The sequence below is a fragment of the Rhodobacteraceae bacterium D3-12 genome (assembly GCA_025916135.1).
GTDB lineage: Bacteria > Pseudomonadota > Alphaproteobacteria > Rhodobacterales > Rhodobacteraceae > JAKGBX01.
The window spans coordinates 1,298,137-1,323,980 of record CP104793.1; the positions used below are offsets into that span (position 1 = coordinate 1,298,137).

20 protein-coding genes and 2 pseudogenes are annotated in these 25,844 nt (G+C 55.9%); 18 read left to right on the forward strand and 4 right to left on the reverse strand.

Features of this window, described 5'->3' with window-relative positions; genetic code table 11:
* Positions 1-257 precede the first annotated feature (257 nt).
* The 9 genes and pseudogenes from N4R57_06520 (at position 258) to N4R57_06560 (ending at position 12,978) form a co-directional block, all read left to right on the forward strand.
* Positions 258-1,814: an FAD-dependent oxidoreductase gene (locus N4R57_06520; GenBank protein UYV38697.1), complete on the forward strand. Its 1,557-nt coding sequence runs from the start codon at positions 258-260 to the stop codon at positions 1,812-1,814.
* Positions 1,815-1,905: 91 nt separating this feature from the next.
* Positions 1,906-3,564, forward strand: a complete 1,659-nt coding sequence (locus N4R57_06525) for a thiamine pyrophosphate-binding protein (GenBank protein ID UYV38698.1) — start codon at positions 1,906-1,908, stop codon at positions 3,562-3,564.
* A gap of 16 nt (positions 3,565-3,580) precedes the next feature.
* Positions 3,581-5,065 carry an aldehyde dehydrogenase family protein gene (locus tag N4R57_06530; protein UYV38699.1) on the forward strand — a complete coding sequence of 495 codons (1,485 nt, stop codon included), beginning with the start codon at positions 3,581-3,583 and terminating at the stop codon, positions 5,063-5,065.
* 424 nt (positions 5,066-5,489) lie between these two features.
* The gene (locus N4R57_06535) at positions 5,490-6,623 is read left to right on the forward strand and encodes a TAXI family TRAP transporter solute-binding subunit (GenBank protein ID UYV38700.1); all 1,134 of its coding nucleotides are present in this window, start codon (positions 5,490-5,492) and stop codon (positions 6,621-6,623) included.
* Between the two features lie 71 nt (positions 6,624-6,694).
* A complete protein-coding gene (locus N4R57_06540; protein UYV38701.1) occupies positions 6,695-8,650 on the forward strand; it encodes a TRAP transporter fused permease subunit in 1,956 nt (651 codons plus the stop codon).
* Positions 8,651-8,658: 8 nt separating this feature from the next.
* Positions 8,659-9,408: an SDR family oxidoreductase gene (locus tag N4R57_06545; GenBank protein UYV38702.1), complete on the forward strand. Its 750-nt coding sequence runs from the start codon at positions 8,659-8,661 to the stop codon at positions 9,406-9,408.
* Positions 9,409-9,494: 86 nt separating this feature from the next.
* Positions 9,495-10,436, forward strand: a complete 942-nt coding sequence (locus N4R57_06550) for an IS5 family transposase (protein ID UYV39522.1) — start codon at positions 9,495-9,497, stop codon at positions 10,434-10,436.
* Positions 10,437-11,305: 869 nt separating this feature from the next.
* Positions 11,306-11,881: a hypothetical protein gene (locus N4R57_06555; protein UYV38703.1), complete on the forward strand. Its 576-nt coding sequence runs from the start codon at positions 11,306-11,308 to the stop codon at positions 11,879-11,881.
* Positions 11,882-11,967: 86 nt separating this feature from the next.
* Positions 11,968-12,978: pseudogene (locus tag N4R57_06560) on the forward strand (IS5 family transposase).
* 53 nt (positions 12,979-13,031) lie between these two features.
* On the opposite strand, the pseudogene N4R57_06565 reads toward N4R57_06560, so the two are convergent.
* Positions 13,032-13,364, reverse strand: a pseudogene (locus N4R57_06565) (IS3 family transposase).
* A 179-nt stretch (positions 13,365-13,543) separates the two neighbouring features.
* Between N4R57_06565 and N4R57_06570 the strand changes: the two are divergent.
* From N4R57_06570 to N4R57_06580, 3 genes are read left to right on the forward strand one after another with little or no spacing between them, the layout of a single operon-like run.
* The gene (locus N4R57_06570) at positions 13,544-14,299 is read left to right on the forward strand and encodes an energy-coupling factor ABC transporter ATP-binding protein (GenBank protein ID UYV38704.1); all 756 of its coding nucleotides are present in this window, start codon (positions 13,544-13,546) and stop codon (positions 14,297-14,299) included.
* Positions 14,274-14,888, forward strand: a complete 615-nt coding sequence (locus N4R57_06575) for an energy-coupling factor transporter transmembrane protein EcfT (protein UYV38705.1) — start codon at positions 14,274-14,276, stop codon at positions 14,886-14,888. The genes N4R57_06570 and N4R57_06575 overlap by 26 nt, the downstream gene beginning before the upstream one ends.
* A gap of 3 nt (positions 14,889-14,891) precedes the next feature.
* Positions 14,892-15,452 carry a biotin transporter BioY gene (locus tag N4R57_06580; GenBank protein ID UYV38706.1) on the forward strand — a complete coding sequence of 187 codons (561 nt, stop codon included), beginning with the start codon at positions 14,892-14,894 and terminating at the stop codon, positions 15,450-15,452.
* A gap of 79 nt (positions 15,453-15,531) precedes the next feature.
* Here the strand turns inward: N4R57_06580 and N4R57_06585 are convergent, their stop codons facing one another.
* On the reverse strand, positions 15,532-17,646 hold the full coding sequence (locus tag N4R57_06585) for an indolepyruvate ferredoxin oxidoreductase family protein (GenBank protein UYV39523.1): 2,115 nt from the start codon (positions 17,644-17,646) through the stop codon (positions 15,532-15,534).
* Entirely contained in the window at positions 17,547-18,953 is a 1,407-nt protein-coding gene (locus N4R57_06590) for a hypothetical protein (protein UYV38707.1), read from the reverse strand. Before N4R57_06590 ends, N4R57_06585 begins: the two co-directional genes overlap by 100 nt.
* Positions 18,954-19,093: 140 nt before the next feature.
* Between N4R57_06590 and N4R57_06595 the strand changes: the two genes are divergently transcribed.
* The gene (locus N4R57_06595) at positions 19,094-19,537 is read left to right on the forward strand and encodes an Lrp/AsnC family transcriptional regulator (GenBank protein ID UYV38708.1); all 444 of its coding nucleotides are present in this window, start codon (positions 19,094-19,096) and stop codon (positions 19,535-19,537) included.
* A 27-nt stretch (positions 19,538-19,564) separates the two neighbouring features.
* Here N4R57_06595 and N4R57_06600 read toward each other — a convergent pair whose 3' ends face one another.
* Positions 19,565-20,437 (reverse strand): MurR/RpiR family transcriptional regulator, encoded by an 873-nt coding sequence (locus N4R57_06600; GenBank protein ID UYV38709.1) that lies wholly within the window; start codon positions 20,435-20,437, stop codon positions 19,565-19,567.
* Positions 20,438-20,599: 162 nt separating this feature from the next.
* Between N4R57_06600 and N4R57_06605 the strand changes: the two genes are divergently transcribed.
* From N4R57_06605 to N4R57_06625, 5 genes are all read left to right on the forward strand, one after another.
* Positions 20,600-21,364, forward strand: a complete 765-nt coding sequence (locus N4R57_06605) for an N-formylglutamate amidohydrolase (protein ID UYV38710.1) — start codon at positions 20,600-20,602, stop codon at positions 21,362-21,364.
* A complete protein-coding gene (locus N4R57_06610; protein UYV38711.1) occupies positions 21,361-21,954 on the forward strand; it encodes a TRAP transporter small permease subunit in 594 nt (197 codons plus the stop codon). The genes N4R57_06605 and N4R57_06610 overlap by 4 nt, the downstream gene beginning before the upstream one ends.
* On the forward strand, positions 21,954-23,279 hold the full coding sequence (locus N4R57_06615) for a TRAP transporter large permease subunit (protein ID UYV38712.1): 1,326 nt from the start codon (positions 21,954-21,956) through the stop codon (positions 23,277-23,279). Before N4R57_06610 ends, N4R57_06615 begins: the two co-directional genes overlap by 1 nt.
* 63 nt (positions 23,280-23,342) lie before the next feature.
* Entirely contained in the window at positions 23,343-24,374 is a 1,032-nt protein-coding gene (locus N4R57_06620; GenBank protein ID UYV38713.1) for a TRAP transporter substrate-binding protein, read from the forward strand.
* Between the two features lie 103 nt (positions 24,375-24,477).
* Positions 24,478-25,842: a glutamine synthetase family protein gene (locus N4R57_06625; GenBank protein UYV38714.1), complete on the forward strand. Its 1,365-nt coding sequence runs from the start codon at positions 24,478-24,480 to the stop codon at positions 25,840-25,842.
* The last annotated feature ends 2 nt before the right edge of the window (positions 25,843-25,844 follow it).

A 25,844-nucleotide genomic window follows, 5' to 3' on the forward strand; every position in this document is an offset into this window, starting at 1 on the left:
GTATAGGGGCCTTCAACAGCTTCTAAAATGGCTTTTTTCACCAAGAGAAAGGACGACATCTTATGTCCAAGTTGGCTGGCGCCCAAAACCGCAGATCCACTATTATCAATAAACGGTCATCTGATCATCCTTTTTTCGCCAAAGGTGTGGCTGGAGGGACGATTCATGGCTGAACTTGATAAGACGCAGGTGCTTGTGATCGGGGCAGGTCCGTTGGGCTGACGCTTGCGCTGGACCTGGCGTCACGCGGAATTGACGTGACGGTTGTGGAGCTCCGCAGTTTTGGGGAAGCGCCAAGCGTGAAGTGCAATCATGTGTCCGCGCGCTCGATGGAGGTATTTCGACGCCTCGGTTTCGCTGAGACGGTTCGCGCCGCTGGCTTGCCTGACGACTTTCCACATGATGTTTCCTACCGGACGGCTGCGACCGGGGTTGAATTGACCCGAATTCCGATCCCTTCGCGCAATGGTCGCAAATCTGGGGCCCCGGGGCCGGACACGTCGTGGCCAACGCCAGAGCCACCACACCGGATCAACCAGATTTTTCTGGAGCCGATACTGAGTGATCAGGCTGCTGCTGACCCCAGAATACGTCTGCTTAACCGAACGCGTGTCATTGCTTTTGATCAAGCGGACGACCATGTGCTGGTGACGGCCGAAAGCTTGGACAGCGGTGAGGTGATTCGGATTTCGTGCGATTACATGGTTGGGTGTGACGGTGGGCGTTCCATGGTGCGAAAGGCGATTGGTTCGGAATTTGTCGGCGACGCGGTCATTCAGAGGGTTCAATCGACCTATATTCGTGCGCCGCGTCTCTTGGAGATGCTGGACGCTGGACCGGCTTGGGCGATGTTTACGCTCAATCCCCAGAGAAGCGGGAACGTTTATGCCATCGACGGCAGGGAAAACTGGCTGGTGCACAACTACCTGCGCGATGACGAGCCTGATTTCGACTCTGTCGACCGAGACTGGGCAATCAGGAAGATTCTCGGCGTCGGAAATGATTTTTCCTATGACGTCCTTAGCAAGGAAGACTGGTTCGGTCGTCGATTGGTCGCGGACAAGTTCCGTGACCGTAGAGTATTTATCTGTGGCGACGCGGCGCACCTATGGGTGCCCTATGCCGGCTATGGAATGAACGCGGGGATTGCTGATGCGGCGAACCTTGCATGGCTCATGGCCGCGACATTGCAGGGTTGGGCGCCTGAGCGGATACTCGACGCGCACGAGGCCGAGCGACAACCAATTACCGAGCAAGTGTCGCGTTTCGCGATGAATCACGCGCACGCGATGGCAAAGCAACGTGGCGCGGTGCCGGACAATATCGATGGTCAAGGTCCGGAGGCCGAGGCCTTGCGGAAAGAGATCGGCTCTAAGGCATACGAATTGAATGTGCAGCAGTACTGTTGTGGCGGTTTGAACTTTGGTTACTTCTACGACAATTCCCCTATCATTTGTTACGATGGGGTCGAGCAGCCAGCCTATTCGATGGGCGATTTCGTGTCTTCGACGGTCCCTGGTTGTCGGGCTCCGCATTTTTGGCGGCATGGAGGGGAATCTGTATATGATCAGTTTGGGCCGGGGTATACCCTAATCTCCTTGGAGGAGGGCGCAGATGTAAGCGCTCTCGAAAATGCCGCGTCGGCACGCGGCGTTCCCCTTGCCGTCCTGAATGTGGAGGCAGAAGAGGCGGGCGACGCTTATGACCACCAGTTCACTCTCGTTCGACACGATCAGCATGTTGTATGGCGCGGCAACCAGCTGCATGCTGATCCTGAGCGGTTGATCGATACGATACGCGGCGCTTCCGCCTGACAGAAAACGGCGCTTTAGAGTGGGCGGTTCAATGCTGGTGGCCACGCCCCAAAAGCGCCAAAAACTAGCTTGTGTATGAGGGATCTCCATAATGCAAACCAAAACATCCAATACTCTCACCGGTGGTGAAGCCTTGTGCCAAGCATTGGTTGCCAACGGCGCCGACACGCTGTTCGCAATTCCGGGTATTCAATTAGACTGGGCTGTGGACGCACTTGCCGCGCGCCCAGAGATTTCTGTTTACGTTCCCCGTCACGAACAATCTGTCAGCTACATGGCAGACGGTTTTGCGAGAGTGACGGGAAAACCGGGGGTTGGCATGGTTGTGCCTGGGCCGGGCATGCTTAATGCGACAGCCGGACTGAGTACGGCTTACGCATGCAACTCGCCAATGGTCTTTCTTGTCGGACAAATCCATTCGCAAGCGGTTGGAAAAGGCTTCGGCAACTTGCATGAGATCCCTGATCAACCGGGGGTGCTGCGTGGCCTTTCAAAGTCGCATGCCCTAGTAATGGATACGGCGCAAATTCCGGGGGCCGTGAATTCCGCCTTTGCGTCGGCGATGGAGGGTCGCCGTCGCCCGGCGACGGTAGAGATCCCGTTCGACCACTTGATGTCCAAGACGACATACGATGCGGGTGATCCAACCGTTGCACAACCTACGCAGATTGACACGAAGGCCATCGAACAGGCGGCCCAGCTCCTCGATGATGCTGATTTCCCCGTGATTTACATCGGAGGCGGCGCGGTGGACGCGGGGGGCGAAATCATGGCGCTGGCTGATCGTCTTGGTGCACCGATTGTCGCTAGCGACAATGGCCGCGGTGCGACTCCGGATAGCCACTCATTGACGTTCAACGCTCTTGCTGGTCGGCCGCTGATTTCCGTGGCGGACGTCGTGCTGGTGATCGGGTCGCGTTTCATGGATGTTCTAGCGCCTGAGCCGAGTTGGCCGCAGGACGGCAAGACGTTTATTTTCCTGAATATTGACCCTCAAGACATGAAAGAACCGCGAGAGGCCGCTATAGCGATCGAGGGCGATGCGGCCGAAGGGGCGCAGGCTCTCTCAGATGCGGTCTCTCCGCGTGAGGTGCTATCGCCCGAGACGGCCTTGAAGATCAAACGATGGGCGCGGGATCAGATCGAACAGACCGGCACTTTATGGCGATATGTCGAGGCTATTCGCAGTGCGCTGCCTGATGACGGAATCTTCGTGAACGAACTAACTCAAGTTGGCTATCTTGCGCGCATCGCATTCGAATGCAGGCAACCACGCACGCTCATCGGCCCAGGTTATCAGGGGACGCTCGGGTATGGTTTTCCCACTGCCTTGGGCGCTTCCGTCGGTGGAGGCGGGCGCCGAGTGTTTTCGATCACCGGTGACGGGGGATTCGGGTGGTCGATTCAAGAGCTGGCGACCGCGAAGCGGTACAACCTGCCCGTCACCTTGATCGTCTTCAATGACGGCCACTACGGCAACGTCCGAAGTATCCAGTCTGCAACCTTCGGGCGCAACTATCTTACCGAACTTAGCAATCCCGATTTCGCCACGCTTGCTGCCGCCTTCGGTCTGGAATTCGCAAACGTTTCGAACCCTCAGGACCTGCAAAAGGTGCTCACGGAGAGCGTTGAGAATGATGGGCCTATGATGGTCGAGGTCAGGGTTGGTTCCATGGCGAGTCCTTGGCCATTGTTACGCCTCCGGCCAATGGGCGGTGGTTCCGAATCCTCATACGATCACCTATTCTAAGGTAAGGAGAGTGCCTATGTCCCTGGATCAGGACAGCATCGATATTCTTAGCAAGAGCCAAATTGGCGACAAAGCGAATTTCGTCGATGGTGACTGGATGTCGCCGCGCACGGATGAGCGGCTCGTTGTAGTGAGCCCCGGTAGTGGAGAAGCTATCGCTACGATCGTTGATAGTTCAGAAGCGGATGTTGACTTGGCAGTCGCTGCAGCACGGCGAAGCTTTGCTTCCGGCGTTTGGTCACGGCTTATGCCGGCGCGCCGCAAGGCCATTCTGTTTAGGTTGGCGGGTCTAATCGAGCGGGATGCGCTAGAGCTTGCGGTCTTAGGTGTCCGGGACAACGGCACCGAGATTTCCATGGCAATCGCGGCCGAGCCGGGTAGCGCAGCAGCGACCTTTCGCTTCTATGCCGAAGCTTTGGACAAGGTGAACGGTGACATCACACCCACCGCCCCGGGTACGCTCAGCCTTATCCATCGGGAGCCGGTCGGTGTGGTTGGTGCAATCGTTCCGTGGAACTTCCCGATGATGATTGCTGCCTGGAAGGTCGCGCCCGCTCTTGCTGCAGGTAATTCGGTTGTACTCAAACCCTCCGAGGCGGCATCTCTCACGCTATTGAAGCTCGCTGAGTTGGCCGCTGAAGCGGGGGTGCCGGACGGCGTGTTCAATGTGGTAACCGGCCGGGCCCGTGCCGGCCGTGCGTTGGCGGTGAGCGACGATGTAGATGTTCTCGCTTTCACCGGGTCGGGCGGGGTGGGTCGGCAATTGTTGCGTCACGCAGCCGAGTCAAACCTTAAGCCGGTGCATCTTGAACTGGGCGGCAAGTCGCCGAACATCGTGTTCGCGGATTGTGGAGATATTGCAGGAGTGGCGCGGCAGTCTGCCCGTGCGATCTTTGCAAACTCCGGTCAGGTTTGCGTTGCCGCGAGCCGACTGCTAATTGAGGACACGATCTATGAAGAGTTCCTGAGCCACGTTATCGATGCGGCAAAAGCTGAACGAGTCGGCAATCCGTTGAAGATTGACACAACAGCAGGAGCGATCGGCACGGCGGAACAGATTCAAAAGAATGAGGGGTTTGTTCAGCGCGCCGTTCGTTCTGGGGAAAAAGTGCTTGTTGGCGGTGCGCGGATGGACCTACCTGGCTTCTTTTTCAGCCCCACCGTTATCGAAGTGGCGGAAATGCAAAGCGCCACCGTGCAGGAGGAAGCTTTCGGTCCGATACTCTCAGTTCAACGGTTTTCCGGTGAAGATGAGGCTCTTCGTTTGGCAAATGGAACGCGTTTCGGTCTGGCGTCGGGTGTTTGGACAGAAAACCTCTCCCGGGCGCATCGCATGGTTGAGCGACTGCAGGCCGGGGTAGTTCATGTCAATTGCTACGGAGGCGCTGACATCACGGCACCGCTGGTTGGCCAAAAGCAATCCGGAAATGGATTTGATCGCTCGCTCGCGGCAATTGAGAAGTACCAAGTACGCAAGACAGCTTGGTTGCGAACGGCTTGAAATGGGTCGCCTATGACTACCGAAAGGTGAGGATGGGACTGCCATCTTCGGGCGCTACAATCGAATTTGAAGTGCGTGGATGTCGATTATTAATAATCGGACAATAAATTGAAGAAGCGCAAGGTGATTTGTGCAAATGTTATTCAGGAAGCCAAGTATTGCTTGAAAACAATGGCATGAATCATTAACATGTTTACATGAATTGTCCGATATGTGGGACGCGAATGCTGTCAGGGCTTACTGCTCTAATGAGTGAGTGGCGCCGTGGCTGATGTTTCCCGTGCTCGAAATTCGGACGATTGCAGGGATGGAGGTTTGCGATGCAGGCTGTGCTTTTGCTCGGAGGCTCTTTCTGAAGAGGGATTTGGTCTTTGACCACATTTGACGGCGCAGTGCGCCGAAGCGATTAAAATGGGAGTGAGGAATGAAACATTTCATAAAACGGGTCGCCGTCATGTTTTCGGTGGCGGGACTTGTGGCGTCGCCAGCGATTGGGCAGGAGGAAGTTGCAATTCCTGACACGATGATCTGGACGACGCTTGATGTCGGGTCTAGCGGTCACGCAGAGGCGTCCGCGCTTGCCGATGCCCTGATGAAAGAAAACAAGACGCGGATCCGGATCCGGCCTGCTGGATCGGCGCCGGCGAGGCTTTTGCCGATGAAGTCGGGCCAGGCGACCCATGGCATGCTGGCGAACGAGGCCTATTTCGCCTCCGAAGGCATTCAGGGGTTTGAAGACAGGGCCTGGGGGCCACAGAACCTGCGCGTCATCATGGCTCGTCCGGCAGTGTATGGTTTGGTGACGACGAAAGAGAGCGGCATCAAAAATCTTGCTGATATTCGCGGCAAACGTTTCGCTTATGTCGTCGGTCAACCCGGCATCAACGTGAAGAACGACGCGCTTCTGGCGTATGCCGGGTTGACCCGTGATGATGTCCAGGTGCTGGAGATGCCGAACTACTCGTCGAGCATTCGCGCATTGGCGGAGGGTCGCGCCGATGTTGCGGGTTCCGTTCCGACTGCCGGTGTTCTTCGTGAGTTGGAAGCATCGCCTGATGGTCTTGCGTGGGTCCGCTTCGGAGACGGAAATTGGGATGAGCTTCAGCGAATCGTACCGTTCTTTACGCGGCAATCTTGGGGTGTCGGTCCCGGCCTGTCGGAGGAAGTGCCGGGGGATATGGTCGGCTACCGTTACCCCATTATTGCTACCTATGCGAACGCTAATGCGGACGAGGTTTATGCGCTGACCAAAGCAATCATGGGTGGTGTCGATGGTTTCGCATCGGCTCTGGCCGGAATGGAGAACTACACGCCTGAGAAGGCTGGCACACCTCCCGTCGACGTGCCGTTTCACGAGGGGGCGATCCGGTTCTACAAGGAAACCGGCGCATGGACCGAAGAGCACGATGCCTGGAACGAAGGGCGTCTAACCCGGCTTCGGGCGTTGCGCGCAGCTTGGGACAAATTGGTCGACGGACGTGGCGCCGGCATGAGGGAAGCCGATTTTTCGGCGGCTTGGTTGGAAGCGCGCGATAGCGTGCTCAACGAGCTCAAATAGCGGGAAATTGGCTGAGGGGAGGTGCGTGCGCACTTCCCCTCAGCCCCAGTCGTTTCAAGAGGTTACAATCGATGTCCCGTTCAGCGGCGCGCGCGCAACCCGCGCGTATATCTCATAGCGAAATCGCGGTTTCATACTGGATCCGCTCATTGCTCACCTCAGCGGGTGTGCTGATAAGCATCAATCACATCTTTTCGGTTGCGGCATTCGGCTACAGGCCGTCCGCGAACGAGTATTATTACCTCGTCATTGCTTTCTTCCTCCCTTTGGTATTCCTGAACGAGCGTCAGCACATGCAAAGGGGTGTGCCGGGTAAGGTTATCAACGCACTGCTCGCGATCGCTTCATTCTGCACGGCGATCTACCTTGCGATGAATGCGAACCAGATCGTCCGCCTCGGATGGGACCTTCAAGCGCCACCGTTGCCGACGATGGCTGCTGGCGTGCTGTGTTGCGTTGCTCTTGAAGCCTTAAGGCGCTGTGCCGGATACCTCCTGTTTGCAATTTGTTTGATTGGCGGTGTTTTTCCGATGTTCGCGGATGGTATGCCAGGGTTTCTCTGGGGCTCCGAATACAGCTTCGCCGAAACCATTCGCGCGCACGCCTTAGGCAGCGAAGGTATCATCGGAGTGCCGCTTAGGGTGCTTGCTGATACGCTGATCGGATACTTGATTTTCGGTGTTGTTCTGGTCGCGACTGGGGGAGGGGCTTTCTTCATGAAGTTCGCCGAAGCCCTTATGGGTGGGCGCCGTGGCGGACCGGCAAAGGTGTCGGTCATCGCCAGTGGGCTCTTTGGAAGCTTGAGCGGGAGCGTTGTTTCCAACATCGTTTCAACCGGCGCGGTGACCATTCCGGCCATGAAGAAGGCGGGTTATTCGCGGACTTATGCTGGCGCAGTCGAGGCTTGCGCTTCCACGGGCGGGTCGCTCATGCCGCCGGTGATGGGGGCGGTGGCCTTTATCATGGCCGCTTTTCTGAATGTGTCCTATGTAGAGGTGATGATTGCGGCGACGATTCCGTCGTTCCTGTTTTTCCTGACGCTCTACCTACAGGTCGATAGCTATGCGGCGAAGAACGGGCTGAAGGGCCTAGAAGATCACGAACGTGAGGCAGTTGGCAAAGTCCTCAAGGAAGGGTGGGTTCACCTCCTTGGCTTGGCCACGCTCATGTACTTCATCCTTGCGATGCGGCTTGAAGCACAGGCGCCATACTACGCAAGCCTTGTGCTGCTCATTGGCCATATGATTCAGGTCCGTCCGAACCTTGGCGCACTTGTGCGATCTCTCATCGACCACGCGGCAGACAACATCGTGTCGATCCTCGGCATCTTGGTGGGTGTGGGCCTGATTATCGGCGGATTGTCGATTACAGGCGTCGGCACAGCCTTTTCTCGCGAGTTGATCCAGTATTCCGGTGGCAACATCTACTTGCTCCTTCTGCTCGGCGCTGTGACCAGTTTCATTCTCGGCATGGGGATGACTGCCACCGCTTGTTACATCTTTTTGGCTGTTGTGCTCGGGCCCGCCTTGATCGACGGTGGACTGAACCCGCTCGCTAGTCATCTTTTCATTCTCTACTATGGTATGTTGTCCTTCATTACGCCTCCCGTTGCGCTCGGCGCTGTGGCAGCGGCAGGCATCAGTGGGGCAGGGATTATGGCAACGGCGTTCAGTACATTCAGAATCGGAATCGTGCTCTATATCCTGCCGTTCATCTTCGTCCTCCATCCGCCCCTGATCTTACAGGGCGATTGGATTGAAGTATCGCTTAGTGTCGTAACGGCGCTTGTTGCCGTCTGGGCCTTGGTCGGCGCTGCCGAAGGCTACCTGCTTGGCGCAGGACGCGTGTCGAAAATCGAACGTGTCGTATTGGCAGTGATGTGCCTGCTCTTCTTCATTCCAGGCACTTTCGCTAACTCGGCCGGGGTTGGGGCTTTGCTTTTATTCGCAGTTGTCCGAAGTACACTCGTGGGATTGCATTCGAAATCGAAGCAAGACTCGAACTGGCTCAATCGCCGCAATCAGTGAGGAAATCAATGAAAGACGAAGTCATTTTGATCACCGGATCGGGAAAAGGTATCGGTCGAGAAGCTGCGCTTCTGGCCGCGTCACAGGGCGCCGCCGTGGCCGTGGCCGATATTGATGAAGCCGCTGCCGCCGCGACCTGTGCGGAGATCGGGGAGGCGCAAGGTCGGGCGATTGGACTTACCTTCGACGTAACCGATGAGGATAGCGTCAAATCCGGGTTCGACTCCGTTATCGGTGCCTTCGGGCGTCTGACTGGACTTGTCAATAATGCGGGAGGATCGAGCTTGCATGATGGTCCCGTCACCGAGGTTCCGGTCGATGAGTTCCGCCGGGCGATCGAACTTGATCTGGTCGGTACGTTTCTTTGCTGTCGACACGGCATCCCGCTTATTTCTGCAGCTGGAGGCGGTTCGGTTGTCAATATGGCATCGCTGCTCGGGCTACGTGGTACTGCTGGACGTGATGCCTATACGGCGGCCAAAGGAGGGGTGGTCTCCCTGACGCGCTCGATGGCTGTAGAATTTGCGGCCGATAAGATTCGCGTCAACGCCATCGCGCCGGGTGCGGTCCTGACAGAACGCATGCAAACCTTCATTGAGAAAGATCCACGCGTACAGGCGAACGTTGCCAAGCATCTCTTGGGGCTACCGGGCCCTCGCGAAATCGCCGAAGCGATTGTCTACTTGCTGGGACCAACTACCCGACACATGACTGGTGCGATCATTCCGATTGATGGCGGACGTGGGGTATCTGCCTAAGCGTTCAGTCCCGGGATCTGGTGGATGGGATTGGCTTTGTTGCACAAATCCCGTCAGGGATTCACTGTGTGAATCCAGCATGATAGCTGGGAAGCGTTAGTAGTTGGGCCCCTACGAAGTACAAGACCACGAACTGGTCGGCTTACAATGACGCGCTGAGGCAGCGGGGATCTTTGTCACTTTGGTTTGATCCAGAGATGATCTGGGTTCCTCGCCCGACCGGGAGGCGCGGTCGGAAGCAGCAGTTCAGCGATGCCGCGATCCAGACTTGCCTGACCTTGCAGGTGCTGTTTGGCCTGCCATTGAGGCAGACAACCGGGTTCGTGCAAAGCCTGTTTCGATTGGTCGGGTTGGATTGGGCCGTACCAGATTTTAGCACCCTTTACCGCCGTCAAAAGACGCTGAACGTAAGCCTGCCATATCGTAGTGGAATCGGCCCGCTGAACCTTCTTGTCGATAGCACAGGCATCAAGTTCGAAGGTGAAGGGGAGTGGAACGCCCGCAAGCACGGTGGTTCTAAACGGCGCATATGGCGCAAGATACACTTAGGAATTGATGAAGAAACGCTGGAGGTGCGGGCAGTCGAGGTAACTACCAGCAATGTCGGAGATGCCCCGATGCTGCCGGAATTGCTTGCGCAGAGCCCACACGATCAGAACATCGGCAGCGTCACTGCAGACGGAGCCTACGACACTCGCAAATGCCACGACGCGATTGCTGCTCGCGATGCCCACGCCGTCATTCCACCGCGCAAGAACGCCAAGCCCTGGAAACCCACGAGCGCCGGGGCCATCGCCAGAAACGAGGCGGTCAATGCTTCGAAATACCTGGGCCGTTCCCTATGGAAGCAATGGAGCAGATACCACCGCAGAAGCCGAGTCGAAACCAAGATGCATTGCGTGAAGCTGATGGGCCAAAGCCTCATGGGAAGGGACTTCGACCGACAGGTTGCGGAAATCCAGGTCCGCATCGCAGTGTTGAACCGCTACACCGCTCTGGGCATTCCTGTCACAGAGGTCATAGGGTAAGTCCGTTCTGGGAAAGGGCTAGCACGTAGTTCAAACGATTTGTGCAACAAAGCCGAGATTTTGTCACAATCCGGGGTTGTTGCCAGTCGTCGAGCTTTCGCGGAATCGGTTTAGGTGTGTGTTCCCGTGAAGTCATGCCCCCGAGCCGTCCGCAACTCTTGTGTGGTGTTTTATGTGGTATGTTTCTCAATACTATATGTTTTTCTGTTTGTATTCTGTAGGTTGTTGTATTTGAATGGCGGACTTCGTCTCCGCCATTACATATTGATTTTATTAAATTAAACTGACTACGGGCCGTTCTACCCATGAACTACCCACGGGACTTTCAAGGCTTTCCAGCACGAAAAGGGGGCCATCTTTCGACGGCCCCCAAATATGTTCCCCGACCGGGCTTACCGTCGATCACTTCTTCCAACGGGTGGTCGAAACGTGCTTGTCGAAGAAAACGCCCGGCTTGGTAGTGGTGGATCGGCCCGAACCGTCGGAATATCGTGTCGTCCGGGTCGTGCTCCCGTCACCGTTGCTCTTCGTTGTTCGGCTTTTGATAGACATGGCATAAACTCCTTCCTTTTTGTTGCCATGCTTTACACTTTACCAGCGCGGCGCTTGGTATCATCCTTTGGAAAGAAGAAAGCTATTGAGTCATGTCCAGAAAAAGACCCCTGTTTCTAGACAAATCAAACGTCTTAGATCTGTCTACCATCATGTGGCCATCGCGCCCAAGAGGTATCGACGGCCTGGTTGGCGATTGGGCCGCTCGTTGCGAACACGATGCCAAGTTTCCTAGCGCGCGAACCCGCTCGGCAGTCTACGCGTGGCTGGACAAAGGCGCGCCCCCGGAGACTGACGCTGTTCTTGGACTTGCCGCCATGCTCGACGCAGACCCGCTAACTATTTTCGACTTTGAGCGCAACGGGTACTTTAAGAGCTTTAGCAAGCTGCGTGAACAAATCTATTTTCATATCGTCGGCGGCGGACGTTTTCGGTCAATCCTTGATCTAATGGCCCCTCGCACTGTCTGGCCGAACGATGGTCTTGCAAGAAAGTTCTACGGACGCCCTTGGTACTCTGTGGAGTTTGAACATCGCGCGGACGGGGTAATAAACGACTATGCAGATGTTCGGATTAGCTTCCCTCAATCAACCCGTTTTGCGCCGCGCTGTGTTCACATTGCTTACCGGCGCGCAAACTCGCGCGATAAACTATGGAGATACTACGGCACCGTTCAGAAATTTAGGGGTAAGACACGGCTGTTTTCCGAAAGTGGAGCCTACGTTGAGAAAATCGAAGCGCAACCTTCGGACGATGGTTTTGCATTCAAGACATACTATGGTGCCACGCACGTTGAATTTCGGGTCGCCTCGTTACACGCGTTTGAGTGCAACCAAGTTTTTCCCTCCGAAACGGGGAGTGATTTTCTTTTTGAACCGGACCCCCGCCACTGAAAAGAACCCCGGCTGCGTCGGTGGGCTTTGTTGCACAAATCGATTGAGGGACTCACTGCGTGAATCCAGCATGATAGTTGGAGTGTATGAGCAGTTGGTCACCCACGAAATACAAAACGAAGAATTGGCCGTCGTATAACATAGCGTTGAAGCAGCGCGGTTCGCTGACGATCCATTATCCGGCAGTCGCTGCTTGCAGCGATGAGAGGGTGGTTTGATCCAGCGATGATCTGGGTGCCGCCGCCGAGCGGTAAGCGTGGTCGGCAGCAGAGCTTCAGTAATGCGGCGATCCAGGCGTGCCTGACGTTGAAGGTTCTGTTTGGTTTGCCACTCCGCCAGACGACGGGCTTTGTCGACAGCCTCCTGCGTCTGATCGGGCTGGACTGGGCCGTGCCCGACTACAGCACGTTGAGCCGCCGCCAGAAGACGCTGCATGTCAGCCTTCCTTATCGCGGCGGCAGTGGCCCCCTGGAGCTTCTGATCGATAGTACAGGCATCAAATCCGAGGGCGAAGGCGAGTGGAACGCCCGCAAGCATGGCGGCTCCAAGCGACGTATCTGGCGCAAGATTCACATCGGTGTTGATGAAGAAACATTGGAGGTTCGAGCCGTCGAGGTGACAACCAGCAATATCGGCGACGCGCCGATGCTGCCGGAATTGCTCAACCAAATTCCACCCGATCAGGACATCGGATCAGTGACCGCCGATGGGGCGTACGATACGCGCAAATGCCACGACGCGATTGCCGATCGCCATGCTTACGCCGTCATACCACCGCGAAAGAATGCCAAACCGTGGAAGCCCACGACCCCGGGGGCCATGGCCCGCAACGACGCGGTCAACGCGCCGCGCTATCTCGGTCGAACCATCTGGAAACGATGGAGTGGATACCATCGCCGAAGCCGCTTCGAGACAAAACCTTTCGGGATCATGCTACGCATAACCCTGTCGGTCAGTGGATGCAATGTGTGAAACTGCTGGGCCAATCCTTGATGGCGCGGGCCTTCGACCGGCAGGTCGCGGAAATCCAAGTCCGCATTGCCGTCCTTAACCGCTACACCGCTCTTGGCATTCCCACAACCGAGCCCGTAGGATAAGTCCGTCCGCGGAAAGGGGAACTGCGTTCACCCCCTGATTTGCGCAACAAAGCCAAGCTGAGGCGCGACTGTTCTTTGATATGAGCCAGCGTGATCAGGTCAGATCGTTGTCTACGACTGGCTGGGCGGCTGCGGAAGGCACGTAAACCGCGTGCGCTGACGCCAACGACCTCGCACAACCGGGCGGCTGGAAAGTTGGCCCTATGTTCTTCAACAAACCTAAATCTCATTGCTTTAGGCCCGCAAAAAAACTGGGTGACCTTTATTAGGATTTCCCTCTCCTCCTTGAGGAGCCGGTTCTCGCGTCGAAGACGGTCATTCTCTTCGGCGAGGCTCAAATCCTCTTTCGACAACACATCAGTATCTCTGTGCGCGGTGATCCATTTGTAGCCTGGACGGAGCTGCAGGACACTTGCGGTGTTACTGTAGCTTGTCTTTGCGCCGCGCGCGGCATTCATTTCTCAAGCGCGTTACTGGTTGATCCACAAGGGTGAATAATGTTAACGCGCTGAGCAACTAGCCGTAGCCACGCGCGGGCTGTTCTTGCTAGGTGTCAAAAAGCCTGATGTTCCAGAGTTCTCTACAGAAAGTGACTAACTCAGCGGCCAGGCTTGTCCTGGATGAGATGAGCGTGTCGTTTGAGGCCTATGAGGCGCTCAGTGGGCTAACGCTTGATCTGTCATTTAATCGCCTAGGCATCGTCGGGCGCAACGGATCAGGGAAATCCACCCTTGCACGTGTCATTGCCGGGCTGGTTGGGCCTTCTGCGGGGACAATTCGGCTTAACAATCTTGATCTATTTGCCGATCGCCATGCGGCCTTGCGAGAAGTCGGGATTCTGTTCCAAAATCCCGACAATCAAATTATTTTTCCAACCGTGCTCGAAGAACTCGCCTTCGGACTTGCGCAACTCGGGCTAAGTAAAAGCGATGCACAGCACGAGGCTCACAATACGCTCGCCAAGTTTTCGAAACAAGCCTGGTCAGATGTGTCTATTGCGACGCTGTCGCAAGGCCAGAAGCATCTCGTCTGCCTTATGGCTATTGTGGCGATGAACCCGCGTTGCCTGATACTGGATGAACCCTTTGCCGGGCTGGATATTCCCACTAAGGCACAGTTACGACGCTATTTGGCGCTTTTTCCGGGTGCGGTAATTCACGTGTCGCATGATCCTGCCGATCTGGTTGATAGCGACCAGATGCTTTGGCTAGATAAAGGCCGTATTGCTGCGTCGGGCGATCAGGAGCAAGTCAATGCGTCCTACCTTGCCGAAATGAACCGACAAGGAGAGCGCGATGATATCTCTAACCTCCCCGGTTAAAACCCGCGCCCATGATCTCCCGGCAGGGCTAAAGCTAGGCGCACTGGTATGTGCGACCGTGGTATTGGCCAGCACAGATAACGTTGTTTTTCACCCATGTGCTTTGTTGGGCGCGTTTCTGCTCTATGCGCTGCCGGGTCGGGCCTTCTTTGTTGGAGGGCTAAAGCGGCTCAGACCCCTGTGGCCCTTTGCGGTTTTGGTTTTGGTCTGGCATCTCGTGACACGCGACATCGAAGCAGGCTTCGTCATCGCCTTGCGCATGGTCACGGCGGTTGCCTTGGCCAATCTGGTTACGATGACGACGCGTCTCACGGATATCATGGCGGTGCTGCGCTGGATCGGGCAACCTGCCGAGCGGTTAGGGCTGAATATGCGGGTCATCGAAATCGCGATCGGCTTGATGATCCGCATGGTGCCCGTTCTGCGCGAAAAAGGACACTATCTCGCTGAAAGCTGGCGGGCTCGCGCATGTCGGCGGGCTCGCTGGAACCTCGTTCTTCCGCTCACTGTCCTCGCCCTCGATGATGCTGAAAAAGTCAGCGAGGCTCTACGCGCGCGGGGCGGGTTATCAAAAATGACAAAGGAGTAAGTTGTGGAAAAAAATATCGCGTATGTCGCGCTTTTCGCTGCTGTGATCGCAGCATTGGGTGTTCTCCCTAAACTTTCATTGGGCTTTGGTGTGCCGATCACCGCGCAAAGCCTTGGAGTGATGTTGGCCGGCGCGGTGCTAGGCTCGCGGCTCGGTGCGTTGTCGGTTCTCTTGTTGTTGCTCGTCACAGCGCTCGGCCTGCCGCTCCTTGCTGGCGGCCGCGGCGGTTTAGGTGTTTTTGTTGGCCCCACAGCAGGTTTCCTCGCAGGATGGGTTGCCGCCGCTTTCATGACCGGGTTGATTGTTGAACATTGGCGCAACGCCCCCTTGGCTTTGGTTGCAAGTGTCGCCTCGGTGATTGGTGGAATCGTTGTTCTTTATGCATTTGGCATCGTTGGCATGGCCATTGCACTCAAGAAATCGCTGATCGAAGCGACAGGCCTCGTTGTGGCATTTATTCCTGGCGACATCGCCAAGGCCATAATTGCCGGGCTCTTGACGGCTGCGCTTTACCGTGCGCGTCCCGCTAGCATCCTGTCTCGGCGCTCAGATGGTGCAGTCTAGAAGTCGCAAACAGATCTGAACGCGGGTGGCGCCTCCTTTACAAGAGAAGGCGCCACCCCGTGTCTTTTCTGAAACCTTCTCAGAGTTTTGCGAGCAACGCGTCAACCCGCGCACGGACCGATGCTGTCGCGTCTTCTCGCACCGGCCCATAGCCACGAATATCCATTGGAGCCACGAGAATGCTGGCGCAAAGCTCGGCCTTTGCCGGGCGCGCTTTGTGTCCGACCTCTCTAAGAGTTTCCTTGAACCAACTAAGGGTTTCGAGGTCGAGTTTGCGATCTGCACCGAACCGGAACGGATCTAGCAGGGTTCCGCGAAGCGTTTTCATCCGTGCCAACCCTTTAAGAACCGGCGTCATCCATGCGCCGAATTGGCGTTTTCGTGGGCGCCCTCGGCTGTCTCTTTTCGAAGGCAGAAAGGGAGGGGCAAGATGATATTTAACTTTGAAATCGCCCTCAAAGTCGCGGGACAGCGTTTCAGAAAAAACCTGTTGAGTGTGCAACCGCGCCACTTCGTATTCGTCCTTGATCGCCATTAGCTTAAAGAGCGATTTTGCAGCGGTGCCGAGAAGGGTGTTTTCAAGCTCTGGCGAGAGAGTATTTCTGAAGTTGGTAAGCAATTCGACATAATGATCCGCGTAATTTCCGTTTTGATATCCCTCCAGAAATGCGGCCCTCTGCGCAATGATCTCATCACAGGATGGCTCTTCGTTGGGGGCATCAGTTAAAACATCACGCAGGGCTTTTGGGGGTGCAATCAATAAGCGGCCAAGGTCGAAAGCATTTGAGTTTTGCTCTACTGCGACACCGTTGAGCAGAATGGCTTGCTTCATTGCGGCCTCACTTACCGGGACCATGCCGCGCTGCCATGCCGCGCCCAAGAGGATGATGTTGGCAAATACCGTATCGCCCATCACCTGCTCAGAGATTTTATTCGCGTCAAAAGCAGTTACAACGTCATCACCAACCGTTTTGCGGATTTCGGCTTCGCGTTGATCGATCTTGAGGCTGGCATCACGGTTCAACACGAGATCGCCCGTGGGCATTTCTGCCCGGTTCAGAACAAATTGGCTTCCTTTTCGGTAATGCGCCGATGCTTTGGGAGAGGAGCAAACCACAGCGTCGCAGCCGATAACGGCGTCGGCTGCGCTTGTTTCAATTCTGACCTGATGGATGGCATCGGGGGTATTGGCCAGCCGAACATACCCCAAAACCGTCCCAAATTTCTGCGCAAACCCTGTGAAATCTAGAACGCTCGCACCTTTGCCCTCGAGATGCGCCGCCATGGTGATCAGGGCGCCTACTGTGACAACGCCGGTGCCGCCTACACCTGCAACCAATAGGTCATAAGGTTCTGTCAGGGGGGCAAATTCTGGCGGCGGTAGGTCTTGTAGTAACTGGGAAAAGTCAACGTTGATCGCGCTTTTTTTGCGTCGCGTGGCCCCTTCAACGGTTACAAAACTTGGGCAAAACCCTTCAAGACAAGAGTAATCCTTGTTGCAGCTCGACTGGTTGATTTGCCGTTTCACCCCGAAATCCGACTGTTTCGGTTCGACGCTTAGACAATTGCTTGCAACCGAACAATCGCCGCAGCCCTCACAAACCAATTCATTGATGACAACGAATTTCTTGGGGTCGGGCAGTTTGCCGCGCTTGCGGCGGCGGCGTTTTTCCGTGGCGCATGTTTGTTCGTAGATCAGAACGGTAACTCCGGGGATGTCGCGTAATTCACGCTGAATCTTTTCCAGATCGGCTCGGTCGGAAAAACTTGTTCCGATGGGGAAATCCGACTGGTTGAATTTTGCGACGTTGTCCGACACGACGGCGATCCGCTCCACGCCCTCTCCATGGCATACGTGCGCGATTCCGTCGACGCTGATTGGTCCGTCAACTGGTTGACCGCCCGTCATCGCAACGGCATCGTTGTAAAGTATTTTATAGGTAATGTTGGTTTTGGCGGCGACCGCCTGGCGAATGGCAAGCGAGCCGGAGTGATACCAAGTTCCTTCTCCAAGGTTTTGAAAAATATGTTTGTTCCCAGAAAACTTTGAAGCTGCCACCCATGGCACGCCTTCGCCGCCCATCTGCGCATAGCCTACGGTTTGGCGATCCATCCAGCTTGCCATGACGTGGCACCCGATACCGGATGCGGCGGTGCTACCCCCGGGACTTTGGTGGAGGTATTGTGGGGGCAGCCCGAGCAGAAATAGGGCGTTCGCGTCGCGCCGGGCACGCTCAGCATCGGAGGAGGTGTTTTGGTCAATGCACCGGCGCGCTCAAGCAGGCCTTCGTTGGGGAAGAAGGCGTTTAAGCGTTCTGCTAATATAGGGACCAGCTTTAGCGGGCTCAGCTCTCCGGTCCATGGAATGAGCGGGTCGCCGATCGCTCGGTGCTTTCCGACCATTTTTTCGGGCTTGTCGCCGGGCCAGTCATAGAAATATTCTTTGAACTGACTCTCGATGATCCCGCGTTTTTCTTCGACAACGAGAACTTCCTTCTTGCCCCGCACAAAGGCCAACGCATCGCGCCGTGCCAATGGCCAGACCATGCCAACCTTGTAAATGTCGATCCCAAGCTGGCGGCATTTGGCCTCATCAAGTCCAAGCAGGCGAAGGGCTTCCATTAAATCAAGATGTGCTTTGCCGGTCGTGACGATTCCAAAGGCCGCGTCTTCAAGGTCGTAAATGCGTCGGTCAATTGGATTCGCTTCCACAAAGGCTTCTACGGCAGCAAGCTTGTGACCGATCCGGGTTTCAATTTCGGCGCTGGGCAGGTCAGACGTGCGCACATGCACGCCACCCGATGGGAAGGTAAAGTCCGGTGCGACGAACTGTCGGGAAGGGCAAAGCTCTACCGATTGCCCGGCTTCAACAGTTTCTGAAATCGCTTTGAAGCCAACCCACGCACCGGAAAACCGCGAAAGCGCGTAGCCATACTCACCAAAGGTCAGATATTCGCCGATTGTCGAAGGATTTAGCGTTGGCATGAACCAAGCCATAAAAGCAACGTCAGATTGATGCGGCATGGAAGAGGAGACGCAACCATGATCATCACCAGCAACGACCAGCACACCACCCTTGGGGGCCGACCCATAAGCATTGCCATGTTTGAGAGCGTCGCCGGAGCGATCTACGCCGGGGCCTTTACCATACCACATCGAAAAAACGCCTTCGACCTCGCATCCGGGATCAAGCGAGGCTTGCTGCGCCCCCAGAACGGCCGTCGCGCCCAGATCTTCATTAACCGCTGGAAGGAACTTGATCTTGTCATCTGACACCTGTTTGCGTGAGCGCCAAAGCTCAAGGTCGACGCCACCCAGTGGAGAACCACGATAACCTGAAACGAAACCAGCAGTGCTCAGGCCTGCTTCGCGATCGCGTCGGGCTTGATCAAAGAGGATACGTACAAGCGCCTGAGTGCCCGTCAAGAAAACGCGGCCATCACGGCGGGAGTAGCGATCACTAAGCTGGTATGTCTCGAAGTTAGGTTGGGCTATCGACATGTCTGGCTCCATTTTGGTGCAAGAATTGATGTGATAATGCTACTCTTTCACGCCTGAAAAATCTGATCAATTTTGGGCGCAATTGATACATCTTGGAAAATTTGGTTCACTGAGAGAGGAAATTTGAAAGGAATTAGTCGGTGAGCGAAGTTGATGCGGTGGATTTGAAGATTATCGAGTGGCTCGAAAACGACTCGCGTATTTCGGTCGCGGCTCTCGCAGAGAAGGTCGGACTGTCGCAGTCAACGTGTTGGCGCAGGGTCAGTGGCTTGGAAAAACGCGGCGTAATCCGCAAGTTCAGTATCGTGACTGATCCAGAAGCGATTGGCTTAGTCTTTAAGGCGATCGTTCATGTTCAATTGGCGCGCCACGACCGGACGCAAATACAGGCCTTTTTCAAAGCGATCCGCCTAAAATCCGAGATCAAGGAGTGTTATGCGACCACGGGGCAATCCGATTGCCATCTGCTCGTTCAGTGTGAAAATCTGGCGGCGTATAATCAGTTTTTAGATGAATTCCTCTATGACATGCCAGCAGTTGCCAATGCGCAGACCAATGTCGTGCTGCAAACGATCAAGCATTGATGAGAGCAAAACAGCTATGAGTTTTGCTTATTGAAACTTTCGAAAAAACCGTGTGCGATCAAACATTTCCTCTAGGTTGGCCATGCGCTGTCGTGAGCCGTCCCAATCGCGTTGTTGAAGTTCTGCGAGCAGCGTTTCGAGCAGGAGAAGCAAGGTCACATTAGAGTCCCAAGCCGAGGGTGCTTCAATTCTGGCGCAGATCGTACAGTCTGAATGGGCATGGATCGGGGAGCGCCATTGATCAGTGAAGAGGAGGATCTTGGCGCCTTTTGCGGCTGCGGTTTCGGCAAGCTTGAGGGTGGTGTTTTCGTAGCGCCGCACATCAAAGACGACCAGAACATCGTCCTTTTCAACATCAAGCAGGTAATGTGGCCATGTGTTGGCGTTAGAGGGGATAAAGATGACATCGCGGCGCATCACTTGCAGGTGCAAGAATAGGTAGTCAGCCAAGGTCCGGGTGATGCGCCCCCCGACAATGTGAACCTTGCGGGATTTGTCGCCCAAAAGCGTGCAAAACTGTTCGAAGTCCTCAAGCTTGATCTGATCTAATGTACTGCGGATATTGTCGAATACTGCGTCGGTGAAGCGGTTCAGAATGTGTTCTTGCGGCGCGGCGCTGGTCCAATTGTCGTGTTTGGCGATGGGCGTGCTGACAATCGCTTCGAGTTCTTCTCGCAGACGCTGTTGGAAATCAGGAAAGCCAGAGAAGCCCAGTTTCTTCACCATCCGGACCACTGTCGGCGTGGAAACATTGGCGTCTTGCGCAACCTTGGTGATCGACCCAAGCCCGGAAAAGGGGAAGTTTCCCAGTAAGAACTGGGAAAGCTGCCGCTCGGCGCGGGTCAAGTTATTGTCCAGCCGGGCCAGTTTTTCCGGTATGGTTTCTGAAGGTGCACTCATTTTAGAAACAATACTGTCTGCTTTGATCCTTGTGAACCAAAACTTTCAAAATGTCATTGACAGCATTGGACAGCTTGCACCAATCTTCGGTTAATTTTGTGAATCGCTGTGTCGTTGAAAAGGCGCGGTGCAGATAGGCTTGAGGCTCCGAAGGGGATGCGCGTGACAGGTGAGGGACAGGATCGTGTGTTTGCTTTGGAAGGCGAGGCCAAAACAGGTGCATTCGTTCTAGTCTGCGAACATGCGAGCTGGTTTATCCCAAGTGGTTTCAAGGGATTGGGCCTTTCGGAAACTCTGAAAGATGCCCACATCTCATGGGATCCGGGGGCGCTTGAATTGGCGCGGGCGCTGGCGGAAAGGCTGGAATCGCCGTTGTTTTCGGGGACCGTTTCCAGGCTGGTTTATGACTGCAATCGTCCGCCGGAGGCTGATGATGCGGTGCCGCAGAGAAGCGAAGTTTATGATGTGCCCGGGAACATCGACCTTGATCGAGAGGCGAAGGCGGGCCGTGCAAAGCAGGTGTATTATCCGTTTCACGCAGCACTTGAGGCGCTATTGTCTTCGCGTGAAACGCTGCCGGTTCTGGTGACCGTTCATAGCTTCACGCCGGTGTACCGCGGTCAAAGCAGAGCGGTGGAAATTGGTATTTTGCATGACGAGGACAAGCGTTTAGCCGATGCGATGTTGGTAGACGAAAATCTTACAAGTCTCTGGAAAACAGAAAGAAATAGCCCTTATGGCCCGGAAGATGGCGTGACGCATACGCTTAAGAAGCACGCGTTGCCGCGTGGGATGCTGAATGTCATGCTGGAAATCCGCAACGACCTTATCACGACACCAGCCGCCTGTGCGGAGATGGCGGATCAACTTGCCGAGTGCCTGCTTGCATCGCTTGCGCGGTGCCGCGCGGCGGAGGATGCGCGATGAGGGGGATGCGCGGGTTCATCCGGGCGGTAGACGCGATGAACCACCGGCTGGGTCGGATCACCATGTATGGCATCTTTGTCATGATCGCGGTTCTTCTTTGGTCGTCGGTGTCCAAGACATTCTTCCTGCCGTCGTTCTGGACGTTGGAAGTGGCGCAGTTCCTGATGGTCGCCTACTACATGCTGGGCGGGCCCTATTCGATCCAGATGGGGGCCAACGTGCGGATGGACTTGTTTTACCACGAGTGGTCAGACCGCAAGAAGGCTTGGGTGGATGCCTTTACCGTGTTGTTTTTATTATTTTTTCTCTGCGTTCTGTTCTATGGCGCGGTGGGGTCTGCGGCCTATTCTCTGGGCTATTTCGGTGACCAGCCCTTTGCGTTCTGGCGCGATCTTCTGGTTGGGTTTCTGACCGGGGGCAGTGAGGGGGCGAAAGAGGTGCTGGGCTATCTTGAGCGCAGTCCGACCGCGTGGCGGCCGCTTCTTTGGCCGATCAAGTCGATCATGTGCATCGGCATTTTTCTGATGCTGTTGCAGGCAATTTCAGAGCTGATGAAGGACATTCTTCGCCTTCGGGGAGAAGAGATCTGATGTCGTATGAAATGATTGCCATCTTCATGTTCGCGTCGATGATGCTGATGCTGTTTACCGGGCAGCGGGTGTTTGGCGCGATTGGCGGGGTGGCGGCGGCGGCGGCGCTTTTGCTTTGGGGCACAGGGGGGAGCGACATTCCCTTCGCTGCGGCGATGAAGCTGATGAAATGGTATCCGCTTTTAACGCTGCCGATGTTCATTTTCATGGGCTATGTCCTGAGCGAGAGCCGGATTGCCGACGATCTCTATAAGATGTTCCACGTCTGGATGGGGCCGGTGAGCGGCGGGTTGGCGATTGGCACGATCGGGTTGATGGTGCTGATTTCTGCGATGAACGGGCTTTCGGTGGCGGGCATGGCGATCGGGGCGACGATTGCGCTGCCTGAATTGCTAAAGCGCGGCTATGACAAGCGGATGGTGACGGGGGTCATTCAGGCGGGGTCGAGCCTCGGGATTCTTGTGCCGCCCTCTGTTGTTCTGGTGCTTTATGCGATGATCGCGCGCCAGCCGGTAGGGCAATTGTGGCTGGCCGGAATTGTGCCGGGGCTGATGATGGCGGGGATGTTCATCCTCTATATCTATGTCCGCTGCCGGATTAACCCGGAATTGGGGCCAGTTTTGCCGCCCGAAGAGCGCGAGGACGTTAGCACCGCCGAAAAGTTAAAGCTGTTGCAGGCCGGGCTTCTGCCGCTGGTGATTTTCGCGGCGATGATGGTGCCGTTTGTGCGCGGCTGGACCTCGCTGGTGGAAAGTTCGGCCATCGGGGCGATGACGGCTTTTGGTGCGGCAGTGATCAAGGGGCGGATGACGCGCGCGGTGTTTGAGACATCGGTGCGCCAGACGCTGGCGATCTCTTGCATGTTCATGTGGATCATCGTTGCGGCCTTGGGCTTTGGTGCGGTGTTTGACGGGCTGGGCGCGGTTAAGGCGATTGAGGATTTGTTCACCGAGCGGCTTGGGCTTGATCCTTGGATGATCCTGATCCTGATGCAGTTGAGCTTCTTGCTGATGGGCACTTTCCTTGATGACACGGCGATGCTGGTGATTGTCGCGCCGCTTTATATTCCGCTGGTGAATGCGCTTGGCTTTGATCTGATCTGGTATGGCGTGCTTTATACGATCACCACGCAGATCGCTTATATGACGCCTCCTTTCGGGTATAACCTTTTCCTGATGCGGGCGATGGCGCCGCCTTCGATCACCTTGCGCGATATTTATGCGTCTATCACGCCTTTCGTTCTGGTCATGGTTCTGGCGCTCTCGCTTATCATGATCTTCCCGCAAATCGCGCTTTGGTTGCCGGAGTATGTTTACGGAAAATAATCAAGAGATCCCTAACGCAGGGGACGGACCCAATGTTCATTGAAACCAACAAGGAGTGAAGTGATGACCTCAAGACGTAAGTTTCTGAAAGGTGCCGCCGTTGCCGGACCGGCAGCGTTGGCAACGCCCGCGCTGGCGCAATCCAAGATCAAATGGCGTTTGCAGACCTATGCCGGTGCGGCATTGGCCGAACATGTGATCAAGCCGCAGATTGACCAGTTCAACAAGATCGCGGGCGACGAGATGGAGATCGAGCTCTACTTTGCCGATCAGCTGGTCCCCACGGGCGAGCTTTTCCGTGCGGTGCAGAAGGGCACGATCGACGCGGTGCAATCGGATGACGACTCGATGGCGTCGCCGACTGAAGTGACCGTCTTTGGCGGCTATTTCCCGTTTGCGCTGCGCTATTCGCTGGATGTGCCGGTGCTGTTCAATCAATACGGGCTCAAGGAAATCTGGGAAGAGGAATACGCCAAGGTCGGGGTCAAGCATATCTCGGCCGGATCGTGGGACCCTTGCCATTTTGCCACCAAGGATCCGGTCAACTCGCTGGCTGATCTCAAAGGCAAGCGGATCTTTACCTTCCCCACCGCGGGGCGGTTCCTGTCGAAATTCGGCGTGGTGCCGGTGACGTTGCCTTGGGAAGATATCGAGGTTGCGGTGCAAACCGGCGAGCTGGACGGTATCGCGTGGTCGGGCATCACCGAAGACTATACCGTTGGCTGGGCGGATGTGACCAACTACTTCCTGACCAACAATATCTCGGGCGCGTGGATCGGGCATTTCTTTGCCAATATGGATCGCTACAAGGAGCTTCCCGAGCATCTTCAGACGCTGTTGACCGTGTGCACGGATGCCAGCCACTATTACCGCCAGTGGTGGTATTGGGGCGGCGAAGCGGCGCTTCGTGTGAACGGACCGAAGATGGAGCTGACAGCGATCCCGGACGAAGAATGGGGTCAGGTCGAAACCGCGGCGATGGAGTTCTGGGACGAGATCGCAGCCGAGTCCGAGACCAAGGCCAAAGTGGTCAGCAAGATCAAGGAATACAACGCCGTTATGGCCAAGGCGGGTCGCCCGTATCGCTATGGCTAAGGCCTTGTGACTGGGGCGTAAGTGCCCCATGACGACATGCCCGCCTCCGGGGGATCATCGGGGGCGGGCGCAAATTTTTCTGAACGGATGGAGAGGGCGGATAATGGCCGGCGCAATGACATTTGAAGAGCTGAAGGCGGCGGTTGGCGACGGGTCGATTGACACGGTTCTGGCCTGCCTGGTGGATATGCAGGGGCGCTTGATGGGCAAGCGTTTTGTGGCGCAGCATTTTGTGGATAGCGCCTGGGAAGAGACCCATTGCTGCAACTATCTTCTGGCGACCGATCTGGAGATGGCGACGCCGGAGGGCTATGCCTCGACCAGTTGGGAGTCGGGCTATGGCGACTATGTGATGAAGCCGGATCTTGGCACGATCCGCCCGATGCCGTGGCTTGAGGGGACGGCGATGGTGCTCTGCGATGTGCTGGACCATCACACCCATGAAGAGGTGGCGCATTCGCCGCGGGCGATCCTGAAGAAACAGGTGGCGCGGGCGGCGGCGATGGGGCTGACACCGATGATGGCGACCGAGCTTGAGTTCTTTTTGTTCGAAAAGACCTATGAGGAAAACAGCCGCGCAGGGTTTCGCGATCTGACCCCGATCAGCGCCTATAACGAGGATTACCATATCCTTCAGACCACCAAGGAAGAGCGGGTGATGCGCCCCTTGCGCAACCATCTCTATGCCGCTGGAATTCCTGTGGAAAATACCAAGGGGGAGGCCGAGGCAGGGCAGGAGGAGTTGAACATCAAATACGGGCCCGCGCTGGACTGTGCCGATTTTCATACGATCGCCAAACACGCGACCAAAGAAATCGCATGGCAGCAGGGGGTGTCGGCGACGTTCTTGCCCAAGTGGCATCAGGATAGGGTTGGCTCATCCAGCCACGTGCATCAGTCGCTCTGGAAGGATGGGAGCAACGTGTTTCAGGACGCCTCAGGCGCGCATGGGATGTCGGATGTGATGGCGTCCTATATGGCCGGTTTGATCAAGTATGCGCCTGATTTCACGTTCTTTTTGGCGCCCTATGTGAACAGCTACAAGCGCTTCATGAAGGGCACGTTTGCGCCGACGAAGACGGTTTGGTCAGTGGACAATCGCACGGCGGGTTTCCGGCTTTGTGGGGCGGGAACCAAAGCGGTGCGGGTTGAGTGCCGGATCGGTGGGTCGGATTTGAACCCCTATCTTGCCCTAGCGACGCAGTTGGCTGCGGGCTTGGCGGGGATGGAAGAGGGGTTGGAGCTTGCGCCGCCTACGGGGGGCGATGTTTACGCGGCGACGCAGGCGCAGGAGATACCGACGTCGCTGCGCGAGGCGGCGGAAACATTGAAGAATTCCAAGATGTTGCGGGCGGCCTTTGGGGATGATGTGGTTGATCACTACACCCGCTGCGCGACTTGGGAGCTGGAAGAGTTTGACCGTGTGGTGACCGATTGGGAAATCGCGCGCGGGTTTGAAAGGGCGTAGGA

Excerpts from the sequence above, each read along its gene's own strand:
- N4R57_06545 (UYV38702.1), top strand. The coding sequence starts at position 8,659 with ATGAAAGACGAAGTCATTTTGATCACCGGATCGGGAAAAGGTATCGGT.
- N4R57_06525 (UYV38698.1), top strand. The coding sequence starts at position 1,906 with ATGCAAACCAAAACATCCAATACTCTCACCGGTGGTGAAGCCTTGTGC.
- N4R57_06570 (UYV38704.1), top strand. The coding sequence starts at position 13,544 with ATGTTCCAGAGTTCTCTACAGAAAGTGACTAACTCAGCGGCCAGGCTT.
- N4R57_06615 (UYV38712.1), top strand. The coding sequence starts at position 21,954 with ATGTCGTATGAAATGATTGCCATCTTCATGTTCGCGTCGATGATGCTG.
- N4R57_06530 (UYV38699.1), top strand. The coding sequence starts at position 3,581 with ATGTCCCTGGATCAGGACAGCATCGATATTCTTAGCAAGAGCCAAATT.
- N4R57_06590 (UYV38707.1), bottom strand. The coding sequence starts at position 18,953 with ATGTCGATAGCCCAACCTAACTTCGAGACATACCAGCTTAGTGATCGC.
- N4R57_06620 (UYV38713.1), top strand. The coding sequence starts at position 23,343 with ATGACCTCAAGACGTAAGTTTCTGAAAGGTGCCGCCGTTGCCGGACCG.
- N4R57_06610 (UYV38711.1), top strand. The coding sequence starts at position 21,361 with ATGAGGGGGATGCGCGGGTTCATCCGGGCGGTAGACGCGATGAACCAC.
- N4R57_06575 (UYV38705.1), top strand. The coding sequence starts at position 14,274 with ATGATATCTCTAACCTCCCCGGTTAAAACCCGCGCCCATGATCTCCCG.
- N4R57_06535 (UYV38700.1), top strand. The coding sequence starts at position 5,490 with ATGAAACATTTCATAAAACGGGTCGCCGTCATGTTTTCGGTGGCGGGA.
- N4R57_06555 (UYV38703.1), top strand. The coding sequence starts at position 11,306 with ATGCTCGACGCAGACCCGCTAACTATTTTCGACTTTGAGCGCAACGGG.
- N4R57_06600 (UYV38709.1), bottom strand. The coding sequence starts at position 20,437 with ATGAGTGCACCTTCAGAAACCATACCGGAAAAACTGGCCCGGCTGGAC.
- N4R57_06540 (UYV38701.1), top strand. The coding sequence starts at position 6,695 with ATGTCCCGTTCAGCGGCGCGCGCGCAACCCGCGCGTATATCTCATAGC.
- N4R57_06625 (UYV38714.1), top strand. The coding sequence starts at position 24,478 with ATGGCCGGCGCAATGACATTTGAAGAGCTGAAGGCGGCGGTTGGCGAC.